This window comes from Ruegeria arenilitoris (assembly GCF_013031355.1).
In the GTDB taxonomy this organism is placed as follows: domain Bacteria; phylum Pseudomonadota; class Alphaproteobacteria; order Rhodobacterales; family Rhodobacteraceae; genus Ruegeria; species Ruegeria arenilitoris_C.
Genome location: NZ_WPZO01000004.1, coordinates 102,958 through 117,601 on the forward strand (window position 1 = coordinate 102,958; position 14,644 = coordinate 117,601).

Consider the following 14,644-nt stretch of genomic DNA (forward strand, 5'->3'; position numbering starts at 1 on the left):
GGGCTCAGTGGCCGTCAAGAAATCAAAACCCCGAGGTTTGGGCCGTGGATTGTCGGCCTTGATGGCAGATGTGACGCAGGAGGCCGAAGGTCTGGCCCCGACAGAACCCCGCCGCCCGGATATGAAAGTCCCGATCGAAAAGCTGCGAGCCAATCCGAACCAGCCGCGGCGGACGTTTTCGCCCGACCAGTTGGACGAGCTGGCCGCCTCGGTCAAAGAAAAGGGCATCATTCAGCCGTTGATCGTGCGCGAAATCAACGGAAGCGAGTACGAAATCGTCGCTGGTGAGCGCCGCTGGCGCGCCGCCCAAATGGCGCAGCTCCACGATATTCCGGTCATCGTCCGCGAATTTGACGATACCGAAGTGTTGGAAGTTGCGATTATTGAAAACATTCAGCGCGCAGATCTGAACGCGGTTGAAGAAGCGGCGGGCTACAAGCAGCTGATGGACCGGTTCGGCCATACACAAGAGAAACTTGCCGAAGCCCTAGGCAAAAGCCGCAGTCACATCGCAAACCTGTTGCGTTTGTTGTCTTTGCCGCTGGACGTGCAGACTTTGGTGATCGAAGGCAAACTGTCCGCAGGCCATGCGCGGGCGCTGATTACCGCAGAAAACCCGTCGGAACTGGCGAAAATCGTGGTGCGGGACGGGCTGTCAGTGCGTGCTACCGAAGCTCTGGTGAAGAAGCAGAACGGTGATCCGGCCAAAGCTGCGCCGCGCTCCAGAAATTTGAATGCAGGTAAAGATGCGGACACACGGGCGCTTGAGAAGGACCTTTCCGCGATTCTGGCGATGAAGGTTTTGATCAATCACAAGGCCGGAACCGAAACCGGACAGGTGGTTTTGACTTATGAAAACCTGGATCAGCTGGACGATCTTTGCGCCAAACTCAGCCGTTAGGACGGGTCCAGATAAAGGTCATCACCGCGCTCAGCACCACGGCCTGAATGATCAGGACATGTGAGGGCAGGGCCAGCAGAATTGACAATCCAAACACGGCGGCGATCGAAAGGGTCGCCGCCTTTTTTGCACCCGGACGAATGGCGCCAGAGCTTTGCCAATCCACGATCAGCGGTCCGAATGAGCGGTGTGTGATCAGCCAATTATGCAGGCGCGAGGAAGATCGGGCGAAGAAGAACGCCGCCAAAAGCAGGAACGGCACTGTCGGTAATAGGGGCAGAACAATGCCCACCATCGCAAGCCCGACGCAGATCAATCCCAGAATGGCCCAGATATATTGCATCTTCTATCCCAACAATTCCCGGATCACTGCGTTCAGAACCGCTCGTCCGTCTTTGGTGGCAATCAGCCTTCCGTTTGTCTGTTCGATCATGCCGAATTCAACCAGATCAGACAGCTTATCCTGCGGTAGAGCTTGGTCCGACAATGCGTTGAACCTATCAATATCTAGCCCTTCGGCAACCCTTAAACCCATCATAAGGTATTCATTTGCCTGATCTTGCGGAGAAAGCGCTGTGCGTTGTTTTTCTCCGGATCCGGTTTCTACGGCGTTCAGCCACGCGCTTGGAGATAGATAGGTTTCTGTCGCCAGCTTTCGACCGTTTAGTGTGATGCGCCCATGCGCCCCAGGACCGATACCGACATAATCGCCATAGCGCCAATAGATCAGATTGTGCTGCGATTCCGCGCCGGACCGTGCGTGGTTTGAAACCTCATAGGCGGGCAGGCCGCGCGCCTCGCAGATCTCTTGCGTGGCCAGATACATGTCGGCGGCGCTATCATCCTCGGGCAGGCCGCGCAGTTTGCCGACGGCATAGCGGTCACCGAACGCAGTGCCCTCCTCAATGGTCAGCTGATACAACGACAGGTGGTCGATGGCCATCGACAGCGCCTCGGTCAGTTCCGCGCGCCAGGCGTCTGGGGTTTGATGCTGCCGGGCGTAGATCAGGTCAAAGCTCACCCGCTCAAAACAATTGCGGGCGATGTCAAAGGCGGCGCGGGCCTCCGCCACGGTGTGAATGCGGCCCAGCCGGCGCAGGTCTTCGTCGTTCAGGGCCTGTACACCCATCGAGATGCGGTTCACCCCAGCATCACGATAGGCCGAAAAGCGGCCAGCCTCGACCGAGCCGGGATTGGCCTCGAGCGTGATTTCCATGTCATTGGCAGGTCGCCAAAGGGCGCGCGCCGCGTCGATCACTGCAGCGACGGTGTCGGGCTCCATCAACGAGGGGGTGCCGCCGCCAAAGAAGATCGTATTCAGGACGCGGTCAGGGGTTTCGGCAGCCGAGCGGCGTAATTCGCGTAGATACGCGTTAAGCCATTGTTTTTGATTAATATTTCTTGAAACATGGCTATTGAAATCGCAATAGGGGCATTTGGCCTCGCAAAAAGGCCAATGCACATACAGGCCAAAGCCCCCGTTGCGCCAATCATCCGCCAAAGCAGCCTTTCACGAACATCTCCACCGCGCGACCGCGATGGCTGATCTTGTTCTTTTCCCAGCGATCCATCTCGGCAAAGGTAATGTCGTATCCGTCGGGGACAAACATCGGGTCATACCCAAACCCGCCTTCGCCGCGGATCGGCCAGACCAAGTGACCAGGGGCGATGCCTTCAAACACCTCGTCATGGCCATCGGGCCAGGCCAGAACCAGCGTGCTGCGGAACTGTGCGGTGCGGGGATGGGCGGCGTTCTTCGCCTCCAGCTCATTATGGGCGCGGGTCATCGCCATCAGGAAATCGCGGCCATTGCCGGTTTCGGCCCAATCGGCGGTGTAAACGCCGGGCGCGCCGTCCAGCGCATCGATGGTGATGCCGGAATCGTCCGACAGGGCAGGCAGGCCGGTCGCCTTGGCTGCGGCATGAGCCTTGATCCGGGCATTGCCGACGAAGGTATCCTCGGTCTCTTCCGGTTCGGGCAGGTTCATCTCTGCCGCGCCAATGACCGTCACGCCAAAGGGTTCGAGGAGATGCGCCATCTCCTCGAGCTTGCCTTTGTTATGCGTGGCCACCAGCAGCTTGTCGCTGTCGAACTTGCGGGTCATGCGGTGGCGGCCTTTTGCGCTGCGGCCAGTTCGGCCACACCTTTTTCGGCCAGATCCATCAGCTGATCCATCTGGGCGCGGCTGAAGACCGAACCTTCGGCGCTCATCTGAACTTCGATCAGTTTGCCGGAACCGGTCATGATAAAGTTGCCGTCGACGCCAGCTTCGCTGTCCTCGGGGTAATCCAGATCCAGCACCGGCTGACCGGCGTAAATACCACAGGACACGGCCGCTACAGGGTCTACCAAGGGGTCAGAGATCACATCACCCGCCTTCATCAGCTTGTTCACCGCCAGACGCAGCGCCACCCATCCTCCAGTGATCGAAGCACAGCGGGTGCCGCCATCGGCCTGGATCACATCACAGTCGACGGTGATCTGACGCTCACCCAGCGCGACCCGATCCACACCGGCACGCAAGGCACGACCAATCAGACGCTGGATTTCCACGGTACGGCCGCCTTGTTTACCACTGGCAGCCTCACGGCGCATCCGCGTGTTGGTGGCGCGGGGCAGCATACCGTATTCAGCGGTAACCCAACCCAGGCCCGAGCCCTTGATAAAGGGCGGCACGCGATCCTCGATCGTGGCGGTGCACAGTACATGGGTGTCGCCCATTTTGATCAGGCAGGAACCTTCGGCATGTTTGGTGAACCCCGTTTCGATTGAAACGGCGCGCATTTCGCTTAAATCTCGTCCTGAGGGTCGCATGGGAAATCCTTTGTTTGCTGGGTTGGGGATAACGCCCCGTGGCGTTACGATGCAACCCCGATTGACCTTTCATTTGCCTGCGATTTAATGACGACCCAGCAGGGGGCCGCCGATGAGCGAAGCAAGCAAAATTCTGAACGAGATGAATGACCGGTCGCGTGAGGTGTTCCGGCTGATCGTCGAAAGCTATCTGGACAGCGGTGAGCCCGTTGGCAGCCGCACGCTGACCCGCACCCTGTCGGAAAAGGTCAGCGCAGCGACGGTCCGCAACGTGATGCAGGATCTGGAGTTTCTGGGCCTGCTCGACAGTCCGCATGTCAGTGCCGGGCGGATTCCGACGCAGCAAGGGTTGCGCATGTTCGTCGATGGGCTGTTGGAAGTCGGCGATCTGGGCGCGGATGATCGGCAAAAGCTGGACGAGACATTAGGCTCTAACGCGGGCGATGTGGGCGGGATGCTGGACCGCGTGGGCGCGGCGTTGTCACACGTGACACATGGTGCGTCGCTGGTTCTGACACCCAAGCATGAATCCGAGATCAAACATATCGAGTTCGTTTCTCTGGCCCATGACCGAGCGCTGGTGGTTCTGGTGTTTGCCGATGGACATGTCGAAAATCGCCTGTTCACGCCACCACCGGGGCAAACGCCTAGTTCGATGCGCGAGGCGGCGAATTTCCTGAATGCGTTGATCGAGGGGCGCACGCTGAGCGAAGTTCGCCGTCAGATGCAGACGCAGATCGATGCCCGCAAGCAAGAGATCGACGTGCTGGCGCGGGCGATGGTCGAAAGCGGTATGGCCGCCTGGGACGGGGACGGCGGCGACTCGGCCCGTCTGATCGTGCGTGGACGGGCGAATCTGCTGAATGAACCGGGTCAGGAAGAGGAACTGGACCGAATCCGAAGCCTGTTTGACGATCTTGAACGCAAGCGTGACATCGCCGAATTCCTCGAATTGGCCGAAGAAGGCGAGGGTGTGCGCATTTTTATCGGCTCTGAGAACAAACTTTTCTCACTTTCGGGTTCCTCTTTGGTGGTGTCTCCATATATGAACGCTGATCGAAAGATAATCGGTGCGGTCGGGGTCATCGGGCCCACGCGTCTGAATTATGGACGGATCGTGCCGATCGTGGATTATACGGCGCAACTGGTCGGCAAGCTGATATCCGACCGGAGCTAGAGGGTAAGAGATGGCAGAGCCCAAGAACGAAGATTTTCTAGACGATATCGCAACAGCCGAAGCGGAAGCGCTGGCCGAAGAAATCGCGGAATTCAGCGACGAAGCGCTGGAACTGGATGAACTGCGTGCCGAGCGGGACGACTACAAGGACAAGTTCATGCGCGCGCTGGCGGATGCCGAGAATGCGCGCAAACGCGGTGACAAAGCGCGTCGCGATGCAGAAAACTATGGTGGGTCAAAACTGGCCCGCGACATGCTGCCGGTCTACGACAACATGAAACGCGCGCTTGAGGCCGCGACCGATGAGCAGAAAGAGGTTGCCGCCGGCCTGCTGGAAGGTGTTGAACTGACCATGCGCGCGCTGAAAGACGTTTTCCAGAAGCACGGGATTCAGGTAATCACCCCCGAGGTTGGTGATCGGTTTGATCCGAACATTCATGAAGCGATGTTCGAAGCGCCTGTACCGGGCACTCGTGCCGGTGACATCATTCAGGTCTCAGCCGAAGGCTTCATGCTGCATGATCGCCTGCTGCGTCCGGCGCAGGTTGGCGTGTCGTCGACGCCTGCAAGCTAAGCAGCTTAAAATCCGAACAATATTGAGGCGGTCAGGTTCTGGCCGCCTCTTTCAGTTTGTAGATCAGGTCCAGCGCCTCGCGCGGGGTCAGCTCATCCGGCAGGACACCATCCAGAATATCCGTGACGGGTGAGGCTTTGGGCGCCGGAGGTGGTGGTGGCGGCGCGGCCGAGAACAGCGGCAGGTCGTCGATCAAAGCCTTTTGCTTGCCGCCTTCGCGTTCGGTTTTCTCCAGCTGGTCCAGAACCACGCGGGCGCGCTCAACCACCGAAGCAGGCAAACCGGCAAGTTGCGCGACCTGAACGCCATAGGACCGGTCGGCGGCGCCTTTGTGAACCTCGTGCAGGAAGATCACTTCGCCTTCCCATTCCTTGACGGCGACGGTGGCGTTGTCGACACCTTCCAGATTGCCGGCCAGAGCGGTCAATTCGTGGTAATGGGTGGCGAACAGCGCGCGGCATTTGTTGGCGGCGTGCAGGTGTTCCAGCGTGGCCCAGGCAATCGAAAGGCCGTCATATGTGGCCGTACCCCGCCCGATTTCGTCCAGAATGACCAGCGCACGGTCGTCGGCCTGGTTCAGGATCGCTGCGGTTTCCACCATCTCGACCATGAAGGTCGAGCGGCCTCGCGCCAGATCGTCCGAGGCGCCGACGCGGCTGAACAGTTGACTAACGACGCCGATATGGGCCCGTTCGGCCGGGACGTAACTGCCCATCTGGGCCAGCAGAGCGATCAAGGCATTCTGGCGCAGGAAGGTTGATTTACCGGCCATGTTGGGACCGGTCAGCAACCAGATCGCCGCGCCTTCGTCAGAGTTCAGATCGCAGTCATTGGCAATGAAGGCGTCACCGCCTTGTTGGCGCAGCGCGTGTTCGACGACCGGATGGCGACCGCCTTGCACATCGAAGGCGCGTGAGGTGTCGACTTGCGGGCGGCACCAGTTTTCACCGCGCGCCAGATCGGCCAGCGCAGTGGTCAGATCCAGTTCAGCGAGCCCCCGGGCGGCTTGGTTCAGGCGGGCGGCGAGGGCCAGAATTTCGTCAGAAAGCCTTTGATAGAGCCGCTTTTCAATCTCAAGCGCCAGGTTTCCGGCGTTCAGAATGCGGGTTTCGATCTCGGACAGTTCCACAGTGGTGAACCGCACCTGATTGGCGGTGGTCTGTCGGTGGATATAGGTTTCAGAGAACGGCGTGTTCAGCATCTTCTCGGCATGAGTGGCCGTGGTTTCGATGAAGTAACCCAGCACATTGTTGTGCTTGATCTTCAACGAGGTGATGCCGGTATGTTCCGCGTATTTCTGTTGAAACCCTGCAATGACCGAGCGGCCTTCGTCGCGCAGGGTGCGGGCTTCGTCCAATTCGGCGTCGAAACCAGGCGCGATGAAGCCACCATCGCGCGCCAGAAGGGGTGGCTCCGCGACAAGGGCCTCGTCCAGCAGGTTCAGCAGATCATCAAAGCCAACAAGATTTTGCAGGGCGGTCGCCAGCAGGACAGGCAGATCTTGACCATCGCAAATCTCAGCAATCGCTGTGGCTTGGGTCAGCCCGTTGCGGATCGCGGCCAGATCGCGGGGGCCGCCGCGGTCCAGCGAAAGGCGGGACAAGGCCCGGTCCAGATCCGGCGTTTTGCGCAGCGCCTCGCGCAGGTCCGAGGTGGTCAGGCTGTCCTCAGCGGCAAAACTCACCGCGTCGAGCCGGGCATGGATCACGTCCAGATTGCGCGAGGGGCTCGACAGGCGTTGCTCCAACAGCCGCGCGCCGCCCGGCGTTACGGTCCGATCGACCACCGACAGCAGCGAACCGGCGCGACCGCCGGATAAGGACCGGGTCAGTTCCAGATTGCGTCGCGTCGCGGCGTCGATTTGCACGACGCGATCTTCGGATTCTTTGAGCGGCGTTTGCAGCAGGGGCAGTTTGCCCTTTTGGGTGATCTCCAGATAGTCGATCAGCGCGCCCATTGCTGACACTTCGGCCCGGCCAAAACTTCCGAACGCATCCAGCGCGCCCACGTGAAACAAACCGCAAATGCGTTTCTCCGCCGCCGTGCTGTCGAAACTGGCGCGCCCGATCGGCGTCAGCGAAATCCCCAGATCACGCACCGGCTCGCCCAGTTTGTCCTGCACCCCGTCAGCCATGATCAACTCGGACGGGGCCAGCCGCGCCAATTCCGGGCTGAGCCGGACCGAGGTCAAAGGCATCACGTGAAACGCGCCGGTCGAGATATCGGCCCAGGCCAGCGCGGCTTCGTCCCGAACCTCGGCATAAGTGGCCAGGAAGTTGTGGCGACGGGCCTCCAACAGGGCGTCTTCTGTCAGCGTGCCGGGTGTCACCAATCGGACGACATCGCGCCGAACCACCGATTTAGAGCCTCTTTTCTTCGCCTCAGCCGGGCTTTCCATCTGTTCGCAAACAGCCACGCGGAAGCCCTTGCGGATCAGGGTTAACAGATAGCCCTCGGCCGAATGCACCGGCACGCCGCACATCGGGATATCCTCGCCATTGTGCTTGCCGCGCTTGGTCAGGGCGATGTCCAGCGCTTCAGCGGCGTTCACGGCATCCTGGAAAAACATCTCGTAGAAATCGCCCATGCGGTAGAACAGCAGGGCGTCCGCGTGGGCCTCTTTAATCTCGAGATACTGCGCCATCATAGGCGTGACTGTGGACAAGGCGGCCCCCTTCTGGCGTGTTCCGGGCGCGACCTTACAAATCCCGCATCTTCAGTAAAAGCCGAAAACTCATTCTCATTGAGGCGCGCGTTCTCCTGCGCTATGAGGCGACAGCCCCGAAGTCATGGAAACGACCAAAAAGATGCCCAAAACGAAGATCACCAAAGAAGAGGCGCTGGCCTTTCACCTGGACCCGACCCCCGGCAAGTGGGAGGTGCAGGCCACCGTTCCCATGACCACGCAGCGCGATCTGTCGCTGGCCTACAGCCCCGGTGTGGCCGTTCCATGTGAAGCCATCGCCGAAGCGCCCGAGACTGCCTACGACTATACCAACAAGGGCAATCTGGTAGCCGTGATCTCAAACGGGACGGCGGTTCTGGGCCTTGGTAACCTGGGCGCGCTGGGTTCGAAACCGGTGATGGAGGGGAAATCGGTCCTGTTCAAACGGTTCGCGGATGTGAACTCGATCGATATCGAACTGGACACCGAAGACCCAGATGAGTTCTGCCGAGCGGTAAAACTGATGGGTCCGACTTTCGGCGGCATCAATCTGGAAGACATCAAGGCGCCCGAGTGTTTCATCATCGAACAGCGCCTGAAGGAAGAGATGGATATCCCCGTCTTCCACGACGACCAGCACGGCACGGCGGTGATCTGTGCGGCGGGTCTGCTGAACGCGCTGCATATCTCGGGCAAGAAGATCGAGGACGTGAAGATCGTCCTGAACGGTGCGGGCGCGGCGGGGATTGCCTGTATCGAACTGCTCAAATCGATGGGCGCGCGACATGAGAACTGCATCGTCTGTGACACCAAGGGCGTGATCTATCAGGGCCGGACCGAGGGCATGAACCAGTGGAAATCAGCCCACGCGATCACCACGGATTTGCGTACGCTGGAAGACGCCATGAAGGGCGCAGACGTGTTTCTAGGCGTGTCGGTCAAAGGCGCGGTGACGCAGGACATGGTCGCCAGCATGGCCGACAACCCGGTGATCTTTGCGATGGCCAACCCTGACCCGGAAATCACGCCGGAAGAGGCCCACGAAGTGCGCGTCGATGCCATCGTCGCAACCGGCCGCAGCGACTATCCGAACCAGGTCAACAACGTTCTGGGCTTCCCCTACCTGTTCCGCGGTGCGCTGGATATCCACGCCCGCGCCATCAATGACGAGATGAAGATCGCCTGTGCCCATGCACTTGCCAATCTGGCGCGCGAGGATGTGCCCGATGAGGTTGCAATGGCCTATGGCAAATCGCTCACTTTCGGCCGCGATTACATCATCCCGACGCCGTTTGACCCGCGTCTGATTCACCGTATCCCACCAGCCGTTGCCAAGGCCGGCATGGATACCGGGGCAGCGCGCCGTCCGATCATCGACATGGACGCCTATGAACTGAGCCTGAAGTCTCGTATGGACCCGACCGCCAGCATCCTGCGCGGCCTGAACGCGCGCGCGCGTCAGGCGCAAAGCAGAATGATCTTTGCCGAGGGCGACGATCCCCGCGTGCTGCGCGCGGCGGTGACCTACCAACGCTCGGGTTTTGGTAAGGCGTTGGTTGTGGGTCGTCCCGATGAAGTGAAACAAAAGCTGGACGAGGCCGGTCTGGGTGACGCGGTGCGTGAGCTGGAGGTGGTGAACGCCGCCAACACCTCGCATCTCGATACTTACTCGAATTTTCTCTATGAGCGCCTGCAGCGTAAAGGTTTTGACCGCAAAGACATTCACCGTCTGGCCGCCCGCGATCGCCATGTGTTCTCGTCGCTGATGCTGGCGCATGGCCATGGTGATGGCCTGGTGACCGGAGCCACGCGCAAATCGGCGCATGTATTGGACCGGATCAACCATGTTTTTGATGCTGACGCAGCCCATGGCGCGGCGGGTGTGACCGCGCTTTTGCACAAGGGGCGGATCGTGCTGATTGGCGACACGCTGGTGCATGAATGGCCGGATGAGAACGATCTGGCCAATATCGCTGAACGCTCGGCCGCCGTGGCCCGGCACATGGGGCTTGAACCGCGCGTGGCTTTTGTCAGTTTCTCGACCTTCGGCTATCCGGTGTCTGAGCGGGCCGAAAAAATGCACCGCGCCCCCGCAGTTCTGGACAAACGTGGCGTCGACTTCGAATACGAAGGAGAAATGACCGTGGATGTGGCCCTGAATGTGGATCAGCAGGCAGGATATCCGTTCCAACGCCTGACCGGCCCGGCGAATATCCTGATCGTGCCCGCCCGGCACTCCGCATCGATTTCGACCAAGCTGATGCAGGAAATGGGTGGAGCAACTGTGATCGGCCCGATCCTGTCGGGTATCGACAAGCCGATCCAGATTTGCTCGACCGTATCGACGGCGAATGACATTCTGAACATGGCCATCCTGGCCTCCTGCGATATCGGGTAACACATGACGATTTGGAATCTCGGCTCGATCAACGCGGACATGATCTATGACGTGCCGCACCTGCCCGGGCCGGGAGAGACGCTTTCGGCCAATCGGCTGGATCGGTTTCTGGGTGGCAAGGGCGCAAACATGTCCGTAGCCGCCGCCCGGGCCGGGGCGCAGGTGGCACATATCGGCGCCGTGGGGCCGGATGGGCGCTGGGCGCGGGATCGTTTGACCGAATATGGCGTGGACACGCGCCATATCGCAGAGGTTGATGTGCCCACCGGCCATGCCATCATCGCCGTGGATGCGCAGGGTGAAAACAACATCATCCTGTTTCCGGGCTCGAACCATGCAATCACGCCGGACCAGCTGGGGCAGGCGCTGTCATCTGCCTCGCAGGGTGACCTGCTGGTGATGCAGAACGAAACCACCCTGCAGGTTGAGGCCGCAAAGATGGCCCGCGCGCTGGGCCTGACCGTCTGCTATGCCGCAGCCCCCTTTCAAGCCGCGGCGGTGCAGGCCGTGCTACCCTATCTGGATTTCCTGTTCCTGAATGAGGTCGAGGCCGAGCAGTTGCGCGACGCCACCGGGCAATCGGTGACTGACCTGAAGATCGAACATGTGATTGTCACGCTGGGCTCAAAAGGCGCGCGGTATTTCCATCGCGGTGAGGCTTCGGATTTTCCGGCCCATAAGGTGCAGGCGGTGGATACGACCGGTGCTGGAGATACGTTCACCGGCTATGTTCTCGCGGGAACGGATCATGGGATGCCGATGGCGCAGGCGATCGCACAGGCAAATCGTGCCGCGGCCCTGATGGTCACGCGGCACGGAACGGCTGATGTGATCCCCGACCTCAAAGAGGTGCACGAGGCGCGGTTCGATTAAGACCCGGCAAACGGAGCTGCGCTGCCCCAGAGCTGTTTGACCCGAGCGTCGCGCCCGCAGGCTTTGCGATAGGCTTTGTACGCGCTGTGCTGGCGCTTGGGACCAAAGCGGGTCAGGACCAGCTTGGTGCCCTTGTAGTAATCCTGATGATAGGCCTCGGCCGGATAGAACGTGCCCTGCTGCAGGATCGGGGTGACGACCGATTGCCCCAAGGCACGCTGCGCGTCTGCCTTGGCCTGCTGTGCAAGCGTCTTTTCCCCCGTGTTAGAGACGAAAATTGCCGTCCGATAGCTATTGCCCCGGTCGCAGAACTGACCGCCCGCATCGGTTGGATCGACCGAGCGGAAAAACATGTTCAGCAGCTTTTCACGGGAAACCCGGGCCGGGTCAAAGGTGATCTGAACCGCCTCGTAATGGCCGGTGCCGCCTTTGGTGACCTGATCATAGGTCGGGTTGGCGGTTTTGCCGCCGGTATAGCCAGAAACCGCACCAATCACGCCCGGGACGGATTCGAAATCGGATTCGACGCACCAGAAACAGCCCCCCGCAACCGTCAGGGTCTCGGTCCCCGCTGCCGGAGCAGGCGTGGCGCGCAGCGGGGCGGCCAGTGCGATCAACGCAAACAGCAGCGATGGTTTGATGAAGTCGGGAAAAGCGATGCGGGTCATGGCAGGGCTCCTTTCGGGATCAGGCTGCCCTGACTTATGCACCGGCGCAATCCGCTGACATGGTTTGTCACGCGGTGGTGAGACGAGTTTATCGCCTCAGCCCAGCAACTGCCCCAGCTTCATCGCCACCCCCATGTTGCCCGAGATCTTGAGCTTGCCCAGTGCCACCCCGGTCATCGGGTTCAGCTTGCCGGTCAGCAGCTTGGTCAGGTTGTCCTGCGAGATGCGGATGGTGCAATCGGTGTCGCGATCCTGCGTGCTGGCCTGATTGTCGGCCAGCACGATGACCCCGTCATCGCCGCAGTCGAATTTCAATGAGCCTTCAAAGCTGCGCCCGACCAGGTTTTTCTGAATACCATCGGCAATAGCGGCAAGTGTCATAGGGTCCCTCCTGTTTCAGCCCAAAGGGTTAGGGGGCAGCCGGGGCGCAGGCAATAGCCCGCGCCTAGTGACCTTGGGTCATGGATTTCAGGTTTTCCTGACGGTCGTCGAAACGCGGGTGCGTGCTGAACCAGTCCGTCTCCTGATCGCCGAATTCCTGTTCCAGCAACTCGAAGAAATCCGACAGGCCATTGGGATCGAAACCGGCCTTTCGGGCCAGTTCGACACCGAACCGGTCAGCGGCCAACTCGTGCTGGCGGGAATAGGAGAGGGACAGGATCAGGTTACCTTCCAGCAGCACCTGTTCCAGCACTGGCCCGGTATCGCCCGCCATCATCCCGATCAGCACAAACGCTCCGAGCGAGCGGTAGATCTGCGTTAGCCCGTGTTGTTCGGCCACATGCCCGATCTCGTGCCCAATCACCCCGGCCAGCGCATCGGTCGAGACCCGCCGCACCAGATCGTCGGTTACCACAATCGTGCCACCCGGCAGGGCAAAGGCATTCGGGCCCATGCCGGGCAGGTCGCGGAATTTCAGGGTGTAGTCGTGGTCTACGGCCGCAGGACCCAGCGCCGCCAGAACCCGGTCGAAATTGTCCTGAACCCTGGCCTTGTCACTGTCGCTCAGGGCGCTGGGCTCGGTTATGATCTGATCCAGCGCCTGCATCACACCGGCATCAATGGCGGCCACAAGCGGCGGGGGGGTCATCCACACCGCCAGCGCCACCAGTATGGTCAATCCGTATTTCCAAACGCCCCAGACCGCGACCAGACAGGCCAGCGTGACGACGATCAACCGGGGATGGAACCTCTCGGCGTGATGCAGGCGCGATCCGCTGGAATCGGCGATCAGATGTTCCAGCGCCGCATGGTTGTCAGTCAGAAACAGGGTGCCATCGGGGAAGTTCACCCGCCGCTCAGTCGATCCGATGCGGGATTCCACCGACAGCTCCTCGGGGGTGCAGCGGGTCTGGATCTGGCCCTGTTCGTCAATCAGCCAGACGGTATTGGTGCCCACCGCCAACCGCACCGGAACTTCGCGCGAGCTGAGAGGCGGATAGGCGCGCCCTTGGACACGCGCGCCGATATCTTCGGGAAATGCGCTCAAAGGTCAGACCGCGATACCGATATCAAAGCCCTCGATATCTCCGTAAGCGTCGCCAATGGCGCTGACTTGCGCGCTGACATCGCCCACGAAATCATCCAGCGGACCGGCAGGGATGAAGGTGGTGTGATTGGCCAGATAGCGCACCCGGCGTACATGCGCCCAGGGCAGCATCAGGCCCAGTGTCATCGCCACAACCACGGCGTTCGACAAGGAAATCCACAGCATGCGCAGGGCGTTCACATCCGAATAGAACCGGTGTCCGTCGCCCAGAATGGTATAGTTGTAGACGGTGTTGCGCACCATGGCGTGATAAATGATTGTGGCAGGGATGGCGGCGACGAAGAACAACAGCAAAATCATCATGACGTCGATCATTGCAGCGATGTCTTCGGGGTCCTCACTAAGAGTACTCAGCATGTCAGACATGTTGGCATTCACCCCGACAACGACGGTTGCAACCACAATCGTTCCGATTACCCAAACCATTGCTGCCAGCGCGGCCTTGTAAAACGGCCCAATCGGGCTGTCGAAAGACATCATGGTTGTCCCGAACGTGTGACCATTCACGTGAAACCGCTGGACCGAGCGTGTGACAAACGGCCATGTGGTATAGATCGTCAGCGCTGCGAGGAAGGGATACAGAAAATAATTGGCCGCGGCCGTTCCCCAGGTGCCCTGAAAATCGAAGCGGATGTTCGACCAGCTGGACATGCGCGCCTGAAACCGCAACGCGCGCACCAGCAGGTAGGGGATCAGGAACACCAGCCCCAGCAGCATGGCGAGGTTCATCAGCGGTATCGTACCCAGAACGGTATAGGCGACGATCCCGGCGATCACGATGATCCGCCCGATCAGGATCTGCAGCCCGGTGGCGTGGTAGTCAAAGCTGCGCCCGGCGACAAACGTGTTCTGGTAGAAGTATTTCTTGGTGCGCACCTTTGCCCAGGCGCTGTAGATGCCAAAGGTCAAAAGCGACAGCAGCAGATTGACGATCCAGATGCCGAAATATTCGGCTGCCGATCCCCGGAACTCAAACTCTGCCGGGGGCTCCTGTCGGTGATCTGCCTGCATGAATGCCTCAATT

The 14,644-nt window shown here is 60.1% G+C and carries 14 protein-coding genes; 5 read left to right on the forward strand and 9 right to left on the reverse strand.

Going from position 1 to position 14,644, the window contains the following annotated elements; genetic code table 11:
* Positions 1 to 7 precede the first annotated feature (7 nt).
* A complete protein-coding gene (locus GOX63_RS11520) occupies positions 8 to 901 on the forward strand; it encodes a ParB/RepB/Spo0J family partition protein (protein WP_170326125.1) in 894 nt (297 codons plus the stop codon).
* Here GOX63_RS11520 and GOX63_RS11525 read toward each other — a convergent pair.
* Genes GOX63_RS11525 through rph form a run of 4 tightly spaced genes read right to left on the reverse strand, consistent with a single transcriptional unit; the run spans position 891 to position 3,716 of the window.
* On the reverse strand, positions 891 to 1,244 hold the full coding sequence (locus GOX63_RS11525; protein WP_170326126.1) for a YbaN family protein: 354 nt from the start codon (positions 1,242 to 1,244) through the stop codon (positions 891 to 893). The genes GOX63_RS11520 and GOX63_RS11525 overlap by 11 nt on opposite strands.
* 3 nt (positions 1,245 to 1,247) lie before the next feature.
* Positions 1,248 to 2,402: a radical SAM family heme chaperone HemW gene (hemW, locus tag GOX63_RS11530; protein ID WP_170326127.1), complete on the reverse strand. Its 1,155-nt coding sequence runs from the start codon at positions 2,400 to 2,402 to the stop codon at positions 1,248 to 1,250.
* The gene (rdgB, locus tag GOX63_RS11535; RefSeq protein ID WP_170326128.1) at positions 2,392 to 3,006 is read right to left on the reverse strand and encodes an RdgB/HAM1 family non-canonical purine NTP pyrophosphatase; all 615 of its coding nucleotides are present in this window, start codon (positions 3,004 to 3,006) and stop codon (positions 2,392 to 2,394) included. Before rdgB ends, hemW begins: the two co-directional genes overlap by 11 nt.
* Positions 3,003 to 3,716: a ribonuclease PH gene (gene rph, locus GOX63_RS11540; RefSeq protein WP_170326129.1), complete on the reverse strand. Its 714-nt coding sequence runs from the start codon at positions 3,714 to 3,716 to the stop codon at positions 3,003 to 3,005. Before rph ends, rdgB begins: the two co-directional genes overlap by 4 nt.
* 112 nt (positions 3,717 to 3,828) lie before the next feature.
* Here rph and hrcA point away from each other — a divergent pair, with 112 nt between their 5' ends.
* Positions 3,829 to 4,893, forward strand: a complete 1,065-nt coding sequence (hrcA, locus tag GOX63_RS11545; protein ID WP_170326130.1) for a heat-inducible transcriptional repressor HrcA — start codon at positions 3,829 to 3,831, stop codon at positions 4,891 to 4,893.
* 10 nt (positions 4,894 to 4,903) lie between these two features.
* The gene (locus GOX63_RS11550) at positions 4,904 to 5,467 is read left to right on the forward strand and encodes a nucleotide exchange factor GrpE (protein WP_170326131.1); all 564 of its coding nucleotides are present in this window, start codon (positions 4,904 to 4,906) and stop codon (positions 5,465 to 5,467) included.
* Positions 5,468 to 5,498: 31 nt separating this feature from the next.
* On the opposite strand, the gene mutS is transcribed toward GOX63_RS11550, so the two are convergent.
* Positions 5,499 to 8,114, reverse strand: coding sequence for a DNA mismatch repair protein MutS (mutS, locus tag GOX63_RS11555; RefSeq protein WP_170326422.1), 2,616 nt, complete (start codon positions 8,112 to 8,114; stop codon positions 5,499 to 5,501).
* A 160-nt stretch (positions 8,115 to 8,274) separates the two neighbouring features.
* Between mutS and GOX63_RS11560 the strand changes: the two genes are divergently transcribed.
* Complete coding sequence (locus GOX63_RS11560; RefSeq protein ID WP_170326132.1) at positions 8,275 to 10,530, forward strand: NADP-dependent malic enzyme; 2,256 nt, start codon at positions 8,275 to 8,277, stop codon at positions 10,528 to 10,530.
* 3 nt (positions 10,531 to 10,533) lie between these two features.
* Positions 10,534 to 11,403 (forward strand): ribokinase, encoded by an 870-nt coding sequence (locus GOX63_RS11565; RefSeq protein ID WP_170545773.1) that lies wholly within the window; start codon positions 10,534 to 10,536, stop codon positions 11,401 to 11,403.
* Here the strand turns inward: GOX63_RS11565 and msrA are convergent.
* From msrA to GOX63_RS11585, 4 genes are all read right to left on the reverse strand, one after another.
* Complete coding sequence (gene msrA, locus GOX63_RS11570) at positions 11,400 to 12,071, reverse strand: peptide-methionine (S)-S-oxide reductase MsrA (protein WP_170545775.1); 672 nt, start codon at positions 12,069 to 12,071, stop codon at positions 11,400 to 11,402. The two genes, GOX63_RS11565 and msrA, sit on opposite strands and share 4 nt — an antisense overlap.
* Positions 12,072 to 12,167: 96 nt before the next feature.
* A complete protein-coding gene (locus tag GOX63_RS11575; RefSeq protein ID WP_170326135.1) occupies positions 12,168 to 12,452 on the reverse strand; it encodes an SCP2 sterol-binding domain-containing protein in 285 nt (94 codons plus the stop codon).
* 64 nt (positions 12,453 to 12,516) lie between these two features.
* Positions 12,517 to 13,560 (reverse strand): M48 family metallopeptidase, encoded by a 1,044-nt coding sequence (locus GOX63_RS11580; protein ID WP_170326136.1) that lies wholly within the window; start codon positions 13,558 to 13,560, stop codon positions 12,517 to 12,519.
* Positions 13,561 to 13,563: 3 nt separating this feature from the next.
* Positions 13,564 to 14,631, reverse strand: a complete 1,068-nt coding sequence (locus GOX63_RS11585) for a YjgN family protein (RefSeq protein ID WP_170326137.1) — start codon at positions 14,629 to 14,631, stop codon at positions 13,564 to 13,566.
* Between the last annotated feature and the right edge of the window lie 13 nt (positions 14,632 to 14,644).